We start from the raw sequence: 16,539 nt of genomic DNA on the forward strand, positions 1-16,539 counted from the left end.
CTGCGTTGAACGCATTTTCTGGTTTTCCTGTCCATCGGTGAGTAATATTTCAGAACACATGAATACCGGAATCAATGCCATCAACGCGGCAGTGCAAGAGGCTGGGGCGTTTGTGCGCCCCCTGTTTAACGAGTTAGGAAAGGTGATCGTGGGGCAGACTTACCTGGTCGAGCGGCTGTTCATCGGCCTGCTGGCTAATGGGCATGTGCTCTTGGAAGGCGTGCCGGGGTTGGCCAAGACGCTGTCGGTGAAGTCCCTGGCCAATTGTCTAAACGTCAGATTCTCGCGGCTGCAATTCACGCCCGACATGCTGCCGGCAGACGTCATCGGAACGCAAATCTACAACCCCCAGTCCGGGGCATTCACCACACGCAAGGGACCGATCTTTGCGAACCTGGTGCTGGCCGACGAGATTAACCGCGCGCCGGCCAAGGTGCAGAGCGCGTTGCTCGAAGCGATGCAGGAAAAGCAGGTCACCATCGGCGACCAAACTTTCAAGCTGGAGGAGCCGTTCCTGGTGCTCGCCACGCAGAACCCGATCGAGCAGGAAGGCACCTACCCGCTGCCCGAGGCGCAGGTTGACCGCTTCATGCTCAAGCTCAAGATCGGCTATCCGTCGCGGGGCGAAGAGCGACAAATCCTCGACCTGATGGCCCGCACCTCCGGCACGCCCACCACCACCCCGGTCGTCGAGCCGAAACAAATCCTCCAGGCCCGCCAGGTCATCAACGACATATACATGGACGACAAGGTCAAGGACTACATCGTGGACCTGGTCTGCGCCACGCGGGATCCGGAGGAGCACAAGATTCAGGTCAAGGAATTCATCCAGCTTGGCGCCTCCCCGCGCGCAACTATTTACCTCACGCTGGCCGCCAAGGCCTACGCGTTCCTCAAAGGGCGCGGCTACGTGACCCCGCAGGACGTCAAAAGCATCGGCATGGACGTGCTGCGGCACCGCGTGGCCATCACTTACGAGGCGGAAGCCGAGGAGAAGACCAGCGAGACCATCATCCAGAAGATCTTTGATGAGCTGCCGGTGCCATGATTCCCCGGGATATTCTCAAGAAGATCCGCCAGATCGAGATCCGCACCAACCGGCTGGTGAGTGAGACGCTGGCCGGCCAGTACCACAGCGTTTTCAAGGGCCAGGGGATGAACTTCGACGAGGTGCGCGAGTATCAGCCCGGCGACGAGGTTCGCTCCATTGACTGGAACGTCACGGCGCGAATGAACCATCCGTTCGTCAAAAAGTTCGTGGAGGAGCGGGAATTAACTCTCATGCTGGTGGTGGACGCCAGCGGCTCGGGACTGTTTGGCTCGCGCGACCAGTCCAAGCGCGAGCTGGCGGCCGAGATTGCTTCGGTGCTGGCCTTCTCGGCCATTCGCAACAACGACAAGGTGGGGCTGATCCTGTTCACCGACGAAGTCGAGAAGTTCATCCCGCCGCGCAAAGGCCGCCGCCACGTCCTGCGGGTCATCCGCGAGGTGCTCTTCTTCGAGCCGCGCCGCCGCGGCACGGACTTGAACGGTGCATTGGAATTCCTGCTGCGGGTAACACCCCATCGGGCCATCGCGGTGGTCATCTCGGACTTTATCGGTTCGCCGGCAGATCCGGCCGGCCGGCGCCGCGGCACACTTCGCCCCCAGATCATGCTGCTTGAATCGCTGGCCCAGGCATCGCTGACCATGCTGCGCCAGGCCAATCGCCGGCATGACGTGGTGGCGGTGCAGATAACTGACCGGTATGAACTCGAACTACCGGCGCTTGGCCGATTGGTGCTGAACGACGCTGAGACGGGTGAAGTCGTTGAGATCAACACTGGAGACGAGCGTAAACGCGCCGCCTTTGCCGAGCGGCAGGCTCGCGCCCAGGCCGACTTGGCACGGCTATTCCGCTCCGCCGGCATTGACGCCATCCGGCTGCGCACCGACCAGCCGTACGCCGCGGAGTTGGGCCGGTTCTTCGAGACGCGCGAGAAACGGCGGTTGCGGGGGTAGGAATGATCTCGAAGGTCCAGGTCCATACGCCTGCATGGTGCGTGTTGCGTGGAAGGCCGCACGGGATTACGCCCTACACAACAAGGAGCACGCCATAAACTGATGGCCGCAACAAACCTCCAGACCAAGTCCCTCCTGGCGGAAAGCGCCGGCACCAACGCGCTGCGCGACATCAAGCCGCCGGTCGAAATACCGAGTGGCTGGGCGTGGCTCTGGTGGACGCTGCTGATCCTTGCGGCTGCGGCGGTGGGATTCTGGGCCTGGCGCTATTGGCAGCGGCGCCGAGCGCGAGCCAAGGTCGTCCCGGTCGTTCCGCCTCATATTCGAGCAAAACAAGAACTGCGGGAAGCGCTGGCGCTGATCAACCAGCCACGCGAGTTCTGCATTTTCGTCTCCGACACCATCCGCTGGTATCTGGAGGAGCGGTTCGACTTCCACGCGCCGGAACGGACCACCGAGGAGTTTCTATATGAGTTGCAGGGAACCAACCTGCTGACGCCGGACCAGAAGACCAGCCTGGGCGACTTCCTCCAGCGGTGCGACCTGGTCAAGTTCGCCAAATACGAGCCGGGGCGGCCAGAACTGGACGACCTGCACGCTTCGGCGGTGCGGTTGGTCGAGGAGACCGAGCCGATCATGGCCACCTTGGAAGCGGTGAAAACAGGTGCTCAAGCATGACCTTCGGCCATCCATACGTGCTGCTGCTGCTCCTGTTGTTGCCGGTGCTGGGGTGGCTTAAAGGCAAGCAAGGCAAACCTCCCGCCTTCGTCTACTCCTCCGTCCAATTGGTCCGCGGCATTCTCAATGTCAGCCGCACCCGCTCGGGCGCGTTCCTGGCCTCGATGCGCTGGCTGCTCCTGGCGCTGCTGATCATCGCCCTGGCACAGCCGCGCCTCACCAGGAGCGAAACCAAGGTCACCGCCAGCGGCGTTGACATCGCCGTGGCGCTCGACCTCTCGGGCAGCATGGCATCCGAAGACTTTGAAGTGGGCCGAGAACGTATCAACCGGCTGGCGATGGCGAAGGAAGTGCTTAAGACGTTCATTGACAAACGTCCCGCCGACCGCATTGGCATCGTAGCTTTCGCCACGCAGGCCTATATCGCCTCGCCCTTGACGCTCGATCACGACTTCCTCCTGGAGAACCTCGCCCGGCTTGAACTGGGCACCATTGACAATTCCCGCACCGCCATAGGGTCGGCCCTCAGCACGGCCATCAACCGCCTGCGTGATCTCAATTCCAAGAGCAAGATCGTCATCCTGATGACCGACGGCCAGAATAACGCAGGCAAAGTCCCGCCCCTGACCGTGGCCGAGGCGGCTCAGAAACTCGGCGTCAAAGTCCATACCATCGGCGTCGGCACCCGCGGCATGGCGCCGATGCCGGTGTACATGGACGGGCGCAAAGTCGGCTATCAACAGCATCCGGTGGACATTGACGAGGACACGCTCCAGAAGATCGCCAGCTTGACGGGCGGGAAATACTACCGTGCCGACAACTCCCAGCGCTTCCAGGCCATTTACGCCGAGATTGACAAGTTGGAGAAAACCGAGGCTGACGTGATGAAGTTCTCTCGTCACGACGAACTGTTCCCCTGGCTCATCGCGCCTGGCTTGGGGCTTCTCCTGCTCGAAGTGCTTCTGCGGCATACGATTTGGAGGCGCCTGCCGTGACTTTTGCCAATCCCCACATCCTCTGGCTGCTGCTGGCGCTCCCCCCTGCCCTGCTGGCCTTCTTTTGGTGGGCCGGGCGCAAGCGCCAGCAACTGCTCGCTCAGTTCATCCAGGCCCGCCTATTGCCCAGCCTGACCGTCGGCATCTCTGCTACGCGCCAGAGGATTCGCGTTGCCTGTCTAGTCCTGGCCGCCGCCTGCCTCATCCTCGCGCTGGCCCGCCCGCAATGGGGATTCCACTGGGAAGAAGTTAAGCAGCGTGGCCTGGACATCGTTGTGGCAATTGACACCTCGAAGAGCATGTTGGCGATGGACATCGCACCCAACCGCCTGGCCCGTGCCAAACTGGCCGCTCTGGACCTGATGCAACACGCCAAATCCGACCGCCTGGGTTTGGTCGCGTTCGCCGGCACCGCGTTTCTGCAGTGCCCCCTGACCATTGACGACTCGGCTTTCCGCCAAAGCGTTGAAGCGCTCGACGTGAACATCATACCCCAGGGCGGCACGGCCCTGGCCGAGGCAATTCAGTCCGCCCTGACCGCCTACAAAGAGGGCGACAACTATAAGGTCCTGGTGCTGCTCACCGACGGCGAAGACCAGGACTCCGGCGCGCTGGAGGCTGCCGAGAAAGCGGCCAAGGAGGGATTGCGCATCTTCACCATCGGCATTGGCACGGCTGACGGGGAGATTCTGCGCGTCAAGGATGCCAAGGGTGGCAGCGATTATGTCCGCGATGAGCAGGGCAACGTTGTGAAGTCGCACCTGAATGAGCGGCTGTTGCAGCAAATCGCCGGCGCAACCGAAGGAGGCTTCTACCTGCCGTTGCGCGGAGCCAAAGCCATTGACACGCTCTACGACGAGGGCCTGGCCAAGCTGCCCAAGACTCAGCACCAGGAGAAACTCGTCCGCCGCTATCACGAGCGCTACCATTTACCCCTGGCGACGGCCATTGTGCTACTGCTCGTGGAAATGCTCTTCCCTGAGCGTAAACGCATGCGTACCACGAATTACACGAACGACACTAACCGGTCTCAAGAACCCCGCGCTGGGGAGCGATCAAATTCAACCGGGAGCCCGCCGGCTAAACCCCAAAGTCGCTCCCGGACTTCCAGCCTGCCGCACGCCGTCCCGCTTTTGTGTGTGTCGTGCGTTTCGTGGTTCCTCCTCTGGCCGGGGCAAGGGTTCGCTTCGCCCTCCACCGCGCTGAGGGAATACAAGGCCGGCAACTACGACCAGGCGCTCAAGGAGTATGAACGCCTGCTCAAGAAGAAAACTGATGACCCCCGCCTGCATTTCAACGCCGGTACCGCCGCTTACCGCAACCAGCAATACGACGAAGCCGCCAAGCAGTTCAACGCCACGCTCTCTTCACCGGACCTTAAGCTCCAGGGGCTGGCTTATTACAACGAGGGCAATTCCCTCTACCACCTCGGCGAACGCAATCCCGACCCCAAGCAGCGCACGGAGGCCTGGGAGAAAGCCCTTCAAGGCTACCAAAGCAGCCTGAAGCTCAACCCGCAGGACCTGGATGCCAGGTTCAACTACGAGTTTGTGAAGAAGAAGCTCGAAGAACTCAAGCAGGAGCAGCAACAGTCCCAAAAGGACAAGCAGGATAATCAAGACGACAATCAGGAGCAGAACCCGCAACAGCAGCAGGACCAAAACCAACAGCAGGACCAGCAGAAACAACAAGATCAGCAACAACAGCAGGCTCAGCAAAACCAGAAGCAGGACTCCTCCGAACAACAGAAGTCGGCGGAGCAGAAAAAGGAGGAGGAGCAACAACAGGCCGCCCAGCAAACCCCGCCTGAGAAGCAGGACCAGCAGCAGGCGCAGCAGTCAGCCGGCCAGGACAAGGAGGATTCCGGCGAACAGGACCAGCAGTCCGCCGCCACTCAGTCGCTAGCTCAGATGACCCGGGCGCAAGCCGAGCAGTTGTTGGACGCGCAGAAGGAGGATGAGAAATTGCTCCAGCCCCAGCCCACCGGCAAGCCGCAGGATACCAGCCGACCGTTCAGGGATTGGTGAGGCCGAGCCCTAGTCCGCCTTGGATGGCTTCGATTCCTTTTCCGCGGCGCGAGCCTTTTCAGGCTTGGGCGCACGCTCGGCCCGCGGAGGGCGGTCCGGCCGGGAGCCATGAGTCCTCTTGTCGCCCGCATCGGCTTTGGCGGGGGCGCCTCCGGTCCTTCCGTGAGCAGGATCGTAACGACGGCCACGCTTCTCGGTCCTGGACTCTTCTTTCTTTGCTTCCGCAGCCGGGGCGGCGACTGGCTCTGGTGGCGGCGTGGTGCTCTCGACCCGGACTTTGAGCTTGCCAGTAACGTCATGGTGAAGCCGAAGTTCAACTTCGTGGTCGCCCAAAGTGCGGATAGGTGTTTCGAGATGGATCTTCTTCTTGTCCAGTGAGACGTCGAATTGGGTCTTGAGCTGGTCAGCGATCATGCCCGAGGTTACCGTGCCGAACATCTTGCCGTCCTCGCCCGTCTTGACCGTGAGCAGGCAGATGAGCTTGGCGAGGCTCTTCGCCAGCTCGTTCATGGTGTTGAATTCGTGGGCTTCGCGATCGGCACGCCGCTGGCGGAGGACCTCCAGCCGGCGCTTGTTGACTCCGGTCAGCGGAATTGCCAGACCCTGCGGGAACAAGAAATTGCGCGCGTAGCCAGCGGCGACTTTGACCTGGTCGGACTCGGCGCCCAGACCAACGATGTTATGAGTGAGGATGACTTCAGTTTTAGCCATGTGTGAAAGAATTGCGTGTTGCGTGTTACGTGGGGGCGAATGAGCCTTCCACCGCCGATCCTAGAATGGAACGTCGTCTTCTTCGGGCGCGGCGGATTCGGGCTCGGCTGCGGCAGCTGGGGCAGACGCCGGACGGGTGGCGGTCGGCGCGGCGTTGTCGGAGCCCCTTGAGTCAATGAAGGTGAATCCCTCCAATACGACTTTGAGTTTGCTTTGCTTCTGGTGCGTGGTCTTGTCTTCCCATGTGTCCAGTTTGAGGCGGCCTTCCACCAGCAGGGGTCGGCCTTTCTTCATGTATTGAGCGATGATCTCGGCTTGGCGCGCCCAAGCGTCCACATCAATAAAGCTCACCTCTTCCTTGGATTCGCCGGTTTCGCTCTTCCATGTTCGGTTAACGGCAAGAGTAAGTCGGGCGACCGCCGTTCCCTTGGGCGTGTAACGGAGTTCGGGGTCGCGAGTCAGGTTGCCTGCTATAATCACTTTGTTGAATCCAGTCATAGTGAGCCTTTCTCCTAGACGGTGGCTGTTGCTGCTGCCGGTTTCGGTGCCGCGGCCTCGGTGAACAGCACCCGGAAAACGTCCTCGCTCATGGTGAACCGACGCTTCAACTGATCCAGAATCGTTGGCTGGCCCTCAAAGATCACGTTGACGTAGAAACCGGCGCTGTGACGCTTGTTGGCGACGCGAGCAAAGCTCTTCTTGTCCATCTTCTGCACGGTTTCCACCTTGCCGCCCAGCGAGGTGATCTCGGCGGAGATCTTGTCAATGGCATCTTTGATGCCTTCTTCTCTTCCTGCCGTATCAAGTATGAACAGGCCTTCGTATCGTTTCACTGCTCTTCTCTTTCGTTTGCGGAGCCGGTTACGACTCCGTTAAATTGACTCATTGCTTTCTGTATTCCGGCGTCCAGCCAGGTTTCGGCCTGATCGGATGCCACGCCCACGACTCTATCTGCCAACGCCGCTTCCGTCGAACTAAATCGCCCCAGCACGTGGCCGGCTATTTCGCGCGCGCCGCTCTGCCGGCCAATTCCTATTCGCAGCCGGGCGTATTCGCAAGTGCCCACGTGCCGCTCGATGGATTCCAGCCCATGATGGCCGCCGCTGCCGCCGCCCGGCCGCATCCGGATTTCGCCCAGCGGCAAGTCCGCATCGTCCACCACTACCAGCAATCGCTTCGCCGGCACCTGGTAAAACGCCATAACCATCCCAACCGCCTCACCGCTCGAGTTCATGTACGTCTGCGGCTCGCAAAGCAGCGCGCGGCGGTTGGCCCGCTGCGCGGCAGCCAGCCGGGCATTGAACTTCTTCTCATAAGCCCAAACCGCGCGCCATCGTTCCGCCAGCCGTTGGACGGTGAGGAAACCCGCGTTGTGCCGGGTCCGCGCATACTCCGCGCCGGGATTGCCCAGACCCACGATGAGATACAGGTTCTCCATCCGGGGCGCTGGTCTGGCAGCCCGGTCGAGCCCGGGCCGCCACCCAAGTTACTTCTTCTTCCCTGCTGCGGGCGCAGCCTTCTTTTCGGCTCCGGCTGGGGCTGCTTTCTCGGCGCCCGGGGCGACCTTCTCCGCACCCTTGGCTGGAGCCTTTTCGGCCCCCTTGACGGCACCTTTCTCCGCGCCCTTGGCCGGCGGAGCGCCCTCTTCGCCCTCTTCCTTCTTCTCTTTGATCATCTCGACCTCGCCCGGCACAGCTTCCGCTGCCGCTGCCGCTTCGGCCGCTTCCTCCTCCTCCGTGCGCGGCGCGGAGACGGCAATGACGGAAATGTGCTTGTCTCCGAGGATCTCGCAGCCCGCAGGCGCGGAAATGTCACCCAAGTGTATGGCCTGCCCGATCTTGAGATGGCTCACGTCCACCAAAATCTGCTCCGGCAAATCCTTCGGCAGGCCGCGCACCCGAATATTGAAGAGCACGTGTTCGAGCACGCCGCCTTCCGTCTTCACGCCTTCGGATTCGCCAACTGCCTCTACCGGCACCTGAATGGTCACTCTCTCGTTTTCGGCCACCTCATGAAAATCAACATGCAGCACCTTGCCGGTGAGGGGATGGTGCTGGACTTCCTGCACCAGCGCCAGGCGCTTGGGCCGGGCGTCGTCCTTGACGGCCAGGTCCACGAGCAGGTTCTCGGACACCGAATGGTGGATGAGGTCTTCCATTTCCTTGGCGCTGACCTCGAGGTTCTGCGTTTGGGCATGCCGCCCATAAATGACGGCCGGAATGCGGCCGCCCGCGCGGAGGGCTTTGGCCCCGGCGCGCCTCCCCAGGACTCGGGGAGCGGCTTTGAGTGCTACTGATTTCATTGTCTAGTTTCTATTAACAGCGGCGTTAGCTCGTGCGCCCGCCTCTAAATTCAAACAGCGAAGTGACCGACGAATTGCTATGGATCCGCTTGATGGCTTCGCCCAAAAGCCCCGCCACCGACAGCGTCACGATCTTTACGCCGCTGATGACAGGGCGCAGGACAGTATCAGTTGTCACCAATTCGTCAATAGGCGATTTGCGCAATCTTTCAACCCCCATCTTGTTGAGGATGGCATGGGAAACGCAGGCCAAGATTTTCCTGGCGCCCTTGTGCTTCAGCAGTTCGGCCGCCTTGACCAGAGTGCCCGCCGTCTCGGTCAAATCGTCCACCAGCAAGGCATCCTTGCCACGAATCTCGCCGATAACAGCCATAGACTCGACCTCGCTGGCACTCTTGCGCCGTTTGGCCACAATCGCCAGGCTCGCTTCCAGCACCTGCGAATACGCATAGGCCATCTTCAGCCCGCCCACATCCGGGCTCACCACGACCAGGTCGCGCAGCTTCTTGGTCTTCAGGTACTCATACATCACCGGCGCCGCATACAGATGATCCACCGGAATGTCAAAGAACCCCTGGATCTGCTGGGCATGGAGGTCCATGGCCAGGATTCGATTAGCGCCTGCGGCCACCAGCAGGTTGGCCACTAGCTTGGCCGTAATCGGCACCCGCGGCTGGTCCTTGCGGTCCTGCCGGGCGTACCCGTAAAACGGCAGCACTGCGGTGATCCGCGCCGCGCTCGCCCGTCGCAACGCATCAATCATGATGAACATTTCCATCAAATGATGGTTCGTCGGCGGACTGGTGGACTGGACTACGAAGACATCTTCCCCGCGAACATTCTCCTCGACCTTCACGAACGTCTCCCCGTCCGGGAACGGTTTGATGGTGGATTGGCCCAGCCCAATTCCAATATATGCGCAAATGGACTCGGCCAATGGTGGATTCGAACTGCCGCTGAAAATCTTCACAAATCGCCTGTTCTATGGTTAAAACAAAAAACCACCGCACCGGTGGCTAAAAAGCAGGCCAAACTTTACCAGCCCGCTGGCGCGGCGCAAGCGGAATCCGCGCACACGCACAGACGCGGAGCCTCAGCGCCAGACAAACGCAAGCTTCATCACGGATTCCCGGGAAGTGCCAACAGTGGTTTTCACCCGCACAGCCCGGATGGTTGAGGCACACGGATCTTAAGGGTAACATTGCGAACAGGCCAGAGCCGGATGGGCCCACGCAACCTCTAATCTGCGCACTGTCCATATTTTGGACAGTGGGGCTGCCTGCCTGACTTCCTCGGTCCCCGATGACACTGGCACCTCCGGCTTGGGGTTACGGTGGCGGCAGGGTGATGCTACGGTGTGTATCCCATGGGGAGCGCTCCCCATGGGATACACACCGTAGCCGGACCGCATTAGCATGCCATCCACAAGCCAGAACCAGCGTGCGACCACTGCAACGGCGCCATCGCCCGTCCATCGGGGGCGCTGGAGGTTAGAAAAGGGGAGCGCCAGACGACGAATCGCCATCAAGGTTCACCGGAATTTCTCGAAGAACCGAATCTGATTGGCCCATGGTCGCGGCCAAATAGAACGAACAGATCGTCGCTGCCGTGTACAGAACGGCGTTCACAAACGAGCCCAGTACCCTCCGCTCCGCGAAGGGGGGCAAACCGTTGACCAAAGATAGGTGTGGAAACACGGACACCAAGATGCTAAACCCATGGTGTCATTTTGCCGTGAGGCAACGCGTGGGAAGCCGAGCGTCACCAGCACGTGGCTCGCATCCGCCCTGTCACTCGCTGCCCAACATGACTATCAGCTAAGGGTAATCCAGCCGCCGCCCAGCACGAGATCGTCCTGGTAGAACACCGCCGCCTGACCGGGCGTGATGGCGCGCTGGGGAACGTGCAGCTTCACTTTGACCGATCCACCGGCCAACGGAGTGACCGTGCAAGGGGCGCCGGGGTGGTTGTAGCGAATCTTGACAGCCGCCTCGAAAGTGGCGGGCGGAGCGTCGAAAGGGATCCAGTTGCACCTCGCCGCAACGAATTCATCTCCTACGAGGGCTGCATCGTCGCCCACGATGACCCTGTTGCGCCTGGCATCCAGCTCAATCACGTAAAGCGGCGTGCGAGAGGAAATGCCAAGGCCGCGGCGCTGTCCAATCGTGTAGAACTCGATACCGTCATGCTGGCCAAGCACCTGGCCCTGGAGATTTACAATCTCACCGCGGTGCTTCTGGACGAGCTTGGCCTGCTGGAGAAACTTGCCGTAATCGTTGTCCGGCACAAAACAGATTTCCATGCTCTCTTCCTTGTCGGCGGTCCGGAAGCCGCGACCCCGGGCCAAGGCTCGGGTCTCGGTCTTGGTCCTGTCGCCAAGCGGGAAAAGGGCACGGGCCAGTTGGTCCTGCCTAAGCGAGAAGAGAAAGTAGCTCTGGTCCTTGCGCAAATCGCGTCCCCGCTTCAGCAGGGTGCGGGAGCCGTCCGGGCTCTTCTCAAGCCGCGCAAAGTGGCCGGTGGCGACGTATTGGGCTCCAAGCTGCTCGGCCCGCTGGATCAGCCGGCCGAACTTCAGGTGCTGGTTGCACACCACGCAGGGATTAGGCGTCCGGCCGGCCCTATACTCCTCCGCGAAGTATTGAACGACCCGGCGCTGGAATTCGGCCGATTCGTCCATCGGGTAATACGGGATGCCCAGCTTGTGGCAGACCGCCCGGGCGTCCGCGATGGCCTGGGGGCCGCAGCACTTGTCCTCCGCGAGCAGCAGGCAATCGTACGACCATAGTTTGAGGGTCACCCCGACCACGTCGTAGCCCTCTTCAAGCAAGAGGGCGGCGGTGGCGGAGGAGTCCACCCCGCCACTCAGCCCCACGACAACGCGTGTTTTCTTCTGCGCGGTCACAAGCGCGTTAACATACGTGCGCCCTGGCACCCTGTAAATGGCGCCGCAGACGCGTCGGGCTGGCAGATCGACTCGCCTCGGTTATCGCCTTGCCTCCTGGCTGGCTCCCGGCATGATGACATTCCTAGATGTTTGTTCGGCGTATCCAGAGTCGTGCGTTTAAGTGTCACCTGATTATGCACTGCAAAAACTTGTTAGTCCTCAGCTCCGTCTGCCTGGCTGCAACCACTGTGAACACGGCAGCGCTCGGCCCCTTTGAAATTCTCCCGTTCGAGGATGGATTCATCCAGGAGGCTTACGTGGACCTGTTGTCCGGCGGCAACATCGCCGACTGGACGGGTTGGTCGGGATCGAGCTTCGTATCCCCCGATGCCTACAACGGCCACATCGGCAGCGATTTCTCCATGCAGACCGGCACGCCCCTCTACGCCGCCGCCGCCGGCACAGTGATCGGCACCTATTCCGGCTACGCTGCCAACGACCATAGCGATCCTTATTACGGCAACTACGTCAAGATCGCCGTTGACGGCCTCACCCCCAACGGCGATGCCGTTAATGTCATCTACGGCCACATGCTCTCGGTCTCCGTCTCCGTCGGCCAGCACGTCAATGTCGGCGACCAGGTTGGGCTCTCCGACAACACGGGGCTGTCCGACTCAGAGCATTTGCATTTCGAGAGCGACCTGCGAAGCGGGGGCACGGCGATCTGCCCGCTCTACTGGGCGCACTTCAAGTATCCGATCATGTTCAACCCGGCGGGCACGCATCAGCTCGGGCGAGTGGTAAGGGTGACGGTGGCGAGCACAGCAATCCGGAATGGCCGTTTTGACAGCAGCACTCAGATTGGAACGGCATACCTGGACCAGCTTTATTTCTGCAGCTATCCCAAGCGCGGCTATTACCAGGTCTTCATTCCGAACAATACCGCCTATCGGTCGGGATGGCTGCGGGCAACCGACGTGGAGGAGGTATTCACAGGGACGGTCATTCAGCCGTTGCCGGATAATGTGACCTACGTGCATCTAGGCCAACTCGCGTCCAAATACCCCATTCGAGCCTCAGCCAGCGACGGCGCCGCGCAGATCGGCGAGATCGTATTCGGCGGTGGCCGGTTTGTCGCTGACCAGATATCCAACGGTTACTATCGCATCCCGGTGCCCGGTGCCTCGGCCACGTGGGGGTGGGTCAAGCCAAACAGCCGTATGGTGGTTTACCCAGAGTTGACCAACCCCAACGTCAACCTCGCCAACCTGCCCGACAACGATTTCCCCATCACCGAGAACTTCACCACGACCGGCAAGTCCATGTTCGGCCGGCCCAAGTTCAACCGTTCGGTAGTCAAGTCGTTCAGCCCAGCCGCCCCGGGCGGGGACGGCAAAGCGCTGTTCATGACTGACAAAACCAATTATGGCACCGGCACAAGCGAATCGGTCACGGTGGGCAAGCCGGGCCATCGCAACTATTACGTGCAGTGCGCCGTCTATTTCAGCTATCAGCCCTCCTACCTCGGCACAGACGAGTGGGAGCGCTACGGCATCTTCCTGCGCGACGACGGCTTCGCCGGGCTGGACACCACCTACGAAGGAGCGGGCAACAGCTACGCGCTGCTTTGGGACAACGACGACGGGCGTCTGCGCGCGGCCAAGCTAGTGGACGCCGCGATTACAGATTACTTCCCCACGGCCACCTATATTACCAGCAGCGGCTGGCACACCATGCGCATCGAAGCTTACGGCACGAGCATCAAGTATTACCTGGACGGAAACCTGCTGGTCGAAGCCACTGACTCGACGTTCCATTCCGGCCACTGCGGGATGGGCTACAGCAACCACGCCGGCGGCAGCAATCCAGCCGCGCGCGGCGCCTACTTCGACAACTTCATCGCGGACACCCTTGATCCCGTCCAAGCCCCCGCCATCACCACGCAGCCACAGCAGCAGACGGTTGGTAATGGCGGCAGTGCGACCTTCACCGTGGCGGCCACCGGCACGGCGCCGCTCGCTTACCAGTGGATGAAGAATGGAGCAAACATCTCCGGCGCTACGACCACGGCTCTGACCATCGTCAACGCGCAGTTGTCGGACGCGGCCTTTTACACCGTGTTGGTCAGCAATACCGGCGGCTCGGTCACGAGCAGCGCAACCCAATTGGTCCTGACGACAACGCCGATTGCCCCCGGCACCGGCACCGGGCTGCAAGGCAGCTACTATGACAACCAGGACCTTACCACCGTCAAAATCGTTCGCACCGACGCGACGGTTGATTTTGACTGGGGCACGGGTTCCCCCGATGCCAGCATCGGGCCTGATGCTTTCTCGGTGCGATGGGCCGGACAGGTCGAACCGCGCTACACCCAGACCTACACGTTTTATACCCGCACCGACGATGGCGCACGGCTTTGGGTTAACGGCGTCCTGTTGGTAGATCAATGGGGTGACCAGGGCCCCACCGAGTGGAGTGGCTCGATTGCCCTGGCCGCCGGACAGAAATACGACTTTCGTCTGGAATATTACGAAAACGGCGGCGGGGCCACGGCTCAACTCCGTTGGTCGTGCGCCAGCCAGCTTAAAGAGATCATTCCGACTTCCCAACTCTACCCGAATACTGCCCCAACAATTACCACGCAGCCGCAGGGACAGGCGGTCATCGCGGGCGCTAATGTCACCTTCTCTGTGGCGGCCGCCGGCACGGCACCGCTGGCGTATCAGTGGCTTCTCAATGGCGCACCGATCTCGGGGGCGACGAGCAGCAGTCACGCGCTCGTCAACGTGCAACCATCGGATGCCGGGGACTACTCGGTGGTCGTGTCCAACCTGCTTGGGTCGGTAACCAGCTCGAATGCAACGTTGGTGGTGTCGGCCACTGGGCTCCCGCCTACAATCACTGCGCAACCTCAGGGCCAGTCCGTCAGCGCCGGCACTGCCGTGACCTTCAGCGTAGTGGCCGCCGGAACGCCGCCGTTCGGCTATCAGTGGCGGCGCAATGGTGCCGCTATCGCCGGCGCCAGCGCCAGCAGCTATACCAGGAGCAACGTCCAATCGGCCGATGTAGGGCTCTACTCTGTGGTGGTGAGCAATGCCTACGGCACCGTCACCAGCGCGGAAGCAGCCCTGACGCTGACTGCAGCGATTGCATTCCAGGACAACTTCGAGTCGTGCGACCTTAGCGGTTGGGCCGTATACCCTGGCGCGAGCAGCCTGGACGGTTCCAACGCCCAGAACCATACTCCTGGCGGCGGTTGCAGCGCGCGCGTGGACAATTCGCTCGACAAGATGTATCACAATTTTGGGATTGAGGTCGGTGGTCGGATGCGGGCGACCTGGTGGATATATGACGGCGCGCAGACCCGCGCATACGCCGAAGTTCGCGCTCACACAGGCGCAGGGTACGACGGGAGTGCGATACAACAACTCCTCGCTGCCGGCAAGTACAGCAGCGTCACTTTAACAGGCGAAGTGTGGGACGGCACGAAGTACCAGGGCCGCGTGTCCAACGGCGCCAATGCCGGTTGGTTCAACCTGAATGCCGCCGGCGCGCCGAGTCGTTCCACGAGTTGGCACAAGTTTGCGATTGAGCGCCGGGCGGACGGGACGACTATTGATTTCTACGTGGACGACATCCTGAGCCGGACTATATACAGCGCAACGGATGCCACCATAGATTCGATACTGATTGGATCGGTGGCCGCTGGCACTACGACCGGCGAGGCTTGGATTGACGACGTCCTGGTCGAGTACTTCGACCTGCCCTCCATTGTTACGCAGCCCGTTGGACAAACCGTCGCGGCTGGCGGCAACGCGACCTTCAGTGTCAGTGCCACCAACACCGTGCTGAGCTATCAGTGGCGGCTGAACGGGGTAAACATCGCAGGAGCAACCACTTCCTCCTTCGCGATCAACAACGCCCAGGCGGCGCACGCCGGCAGCTATACGGTCGTTGTAGCCAACGGGGTAGGCCCGACCGTGAGCGCCGCCGCAAGCCTTACAGTAATTGATCCGCCGGTCATCACCACGCCGCCGCAAGACCAGAATGTGGCTGCGGGGGCAACTGCCACCTTTACCTTTACAGCAACCGGCACCGGCCCGCTGGACTACCAGTGGCACTTCAACGGAACGGCGATCGCGGGTGCGACCGGCACCAGCTATACCTGCGTCAACGCGCAATCCTCCAACGCCGGCCCCTACGTGGTAGTGGTCAGCAACGTTGGCGGCTCGGTCAGCAGCCCCCCTGCCCTGCTCGCGGTAAACAACCCACCCGTGCTGAGCGGGGTGCGCGACCGGTCCATCCACGCCGGAGCCACGTTGCGCTTTACGGCGATGGCCAGCGATCCTGATTCTGCGCAAAGCCGGACTTTCAGCCTCGATCCGGGCGCGCCGGCGGGGGCGGAGATTGACGCTGCCACTGGTGTGTTTAGCTGGCCGACCAGTGCTGCCCAGTTGGATACGATCAATCCGGTGGCCGTGCGGGTGACCGACAATGGCGTGCCGGTGCTAAGTGATGTGAAAACGTTCTACATCACGGTGGTTGCCCGGCCGCTTCTGCAAAGCCTCACGCTGTCCAACCAGACCGTTACCCTGCAATGGAGCGCCATAGCCGAAACAACTTATGGTGTGCAGTTCAAGGACAGCCTGACCCCCACCGACTGGGTTGACCTCACTAACGTCGTTGCCACCAGCAATACCGCCTCCGTCCCGGACACCCTTGGCTCACTCACTGGGCAGCGCTTCTACCGGATCGTGGTGCGGGACTGAGCCGCAGGCGAGGGATAGGGAGCTTCTTCGCGGTCCTTTCGGGCCGGGCGCCACCCATTTGGAAATCGCTCCGTGCAAATGGGCGCGGCATTGTCGCGCCGCGTGCAGAAGTTTGAGCTCCTCTTCGCGCGTGGGATTCCCACCGGCAGATAGAACCGCATGCACTGCGGCT

Annotated in this window: 13 protein-coding genes; 6 read left to right on the forward strand and 7 right to left on the reverse strand. The window is 61.2% G+C overall.

Annotated features, from left to right (window positions below):
- Window positions 1-58 precede the first annotated feature (58 nt).
- The 5 genes from P5205_08465 (at window position 59) to P5205_08485 (ending at window position 5,701) form a co-directional block, all read left to right on the forward strand.
- Complete coding sequence (locus P5205_08465; protein HSA10391.1) at window positions 59-1,048, forward strand: MoxR family ATPase; 990 nt, start codon at window positions 59-61, stop codon at window positions 1,046-1,048.
- The gene (locus P5205_08470; GenBank protein ID HSA10392.1) at window positions 1,045-2,001 is read left to right on the forward strand and encodes a DUF58 domain-containing protein; all 957 of its coding nucleotides are present in this window, start codon (window positions 1,045-1,047) and stop codon (window positions 1,999-2,001) included. Before P5205_08465 ends, P5205_08470 begins: the two co-directional genes overlap by 4 nt.
- Window positions 2,002-2,103: 102 nt before the next feature.
- Window positions 2,104-2,679, forward strand: a complete 576-nt coding sequence (locus P5205_08475) for a hypothetical protein (GenBank protein HSA10393.1) — start codon at window positions 2,104-2,106, stop codon at window positions 2,677-2,679.
- A complete protein-coding gene (locus tag P5205_08480; protein HSA10394.1) occupies window positions 2,676-3,674 on the forward strand; it encodes a VWA domain-containing protein in 999 nt (332 codons plus the stop codon). The genes P5205_08475 and P5205_08480 overlap by 4 nt, the downstream gene beginning before the upstream one ends.
- Window positions 3,671-5,701 (forward strand): VWA domain-containing protein, encoded by a 2,031-nt coding sequence (locus tag P5205_08485; protein HSA10395.1) that lies wholly within the window; start codon window positions 3,671-3,673, stop codon window positions 5,699-5,701. Before P5205_08480 ends, P5205_08485 begins: the two co-directional genes overlap by 4 nt.
- A 9-nt stretch (window positions 5,702-5,710) precedes the next feature.
- Here P5205_08485 and rplI read toward each other — a convergent pair whose 3' ends face one another.
- The 7 genes from rplI to mnmA all read right to left on the reverse strand — a co-directional run bounded on the left by rplI (window position 5,711) and on the right by mnmA (window position 11,646).
- Complete coding sequence (gene rplI / locus P5205_08490; protein ID HSA10396.1) at window positions 5,711-6,412, reverse strand: 50S ribosomal protein L9; 702 nt, start codon at window positions 6,410-6,412, stop codon at window positions 5,711-5,713.
- A 60-nt stretch (window positions 6,413-6,472) separates the two neighbouring features.
- Entirely contained in the window at window positions 6,473-6,910 is a 438-nt protein-coding gene (gene ssb, locus P5205_08495) for a single-stranded DNA-binding protein (protein HSA10397.1), read from the reverse strand.
- 14 nt (window positions 6,911-6,924) lie between these two features.
- Complete coding sequence (gene rpsF, locus P5205_08500; GenBank protein ID HSA10398.1) at window positions 6,925-7,245, reverse strand: 30S ribosomal protein S6; 321 nt, start codon at window positions 7,243-7,245, stop codon at window positions 6,925-6,927.
- On the reverse strand, window positions 7,242-7,850 hold the full coding sequence (gene pth, locus P5205_08505; protein ID HSA10399.1) for an aminoacyl-tRNA hydrolase: 609 nt from the start codon (window positions 7,848-7,850) through the stop codon (window positions 7,242-7,244). Before pth ends, rpsF begins: the two co-directional genes overlap by 4 nt.
- 48 nt (window positions 7,851-7,898) lie before the next feature.
- The gene (locus tag P5205_08510) at window positions 7,899-8,714 is read right to left on the reverse strand and encodes a 50S ribosomal protein L25 (GenBank protein ID HSA10400.1); all 816 of its coding nucleotides are present in this window, start codon (window positions 8,712-8,714) and stop codon (window positions 7,899-7,901) included.
- A gap of 25 nt (window positions 8,715-8,739) precedes the next feature.
- Window positions 8,740-9,684 carry a ribose-phosphate pyrophosphokinase gene (locus P5205_08515; GenBank protein HSA10401.1) on the reverse strand — a complete coding sequence of 315 codons (945 nt, stop codon included), beginning with the start codon at window positions 9,682-9,684 and terminating at the stop codon, window positions 8,740-8,742.
- Window positions 9,685-10,527: 843 nt separating this feature from the next.
- A complete protein-coding gene (mnmA, locus tag P5205_08520; GenBank protein ID HSA10402.1) occupies window positions 10,528-11,646 on the reverse strand; it encodes a tRNA 2-thiouridine(34) synthase MnmA in 1,119 nt (372 codons plus the stop codon).
- A 200-nt stretch (window positions 11,647-11,846) separates the two neighbouring features.
- Here mnmA and P5205_08525 point away from each other — a divergent pair, with 200 nt between their 5' ends.
- Complete coding sequence (locus P5205_08525; protein ID HSA10403.1) at window positions 11,847-16,367, forward strand: immunoglobulin domain-containing protein; 4,521 nt, start codon at window positions 11,847-11,849, stop codon at window positions 16,365-16,367.
- The last annotated feature ends 172 nt before the right edge of the window (window positions 16,368-16,539 follow it).

It is taken from the genome of Candidatus Paceibacterota bacterium, assembly GCA_035452965.1.
Lineage (GTDB): Bacteria > Verrucomicrobiota > Verrucomicrobiia > Limisphaerales > UBA8199 > UBA8199.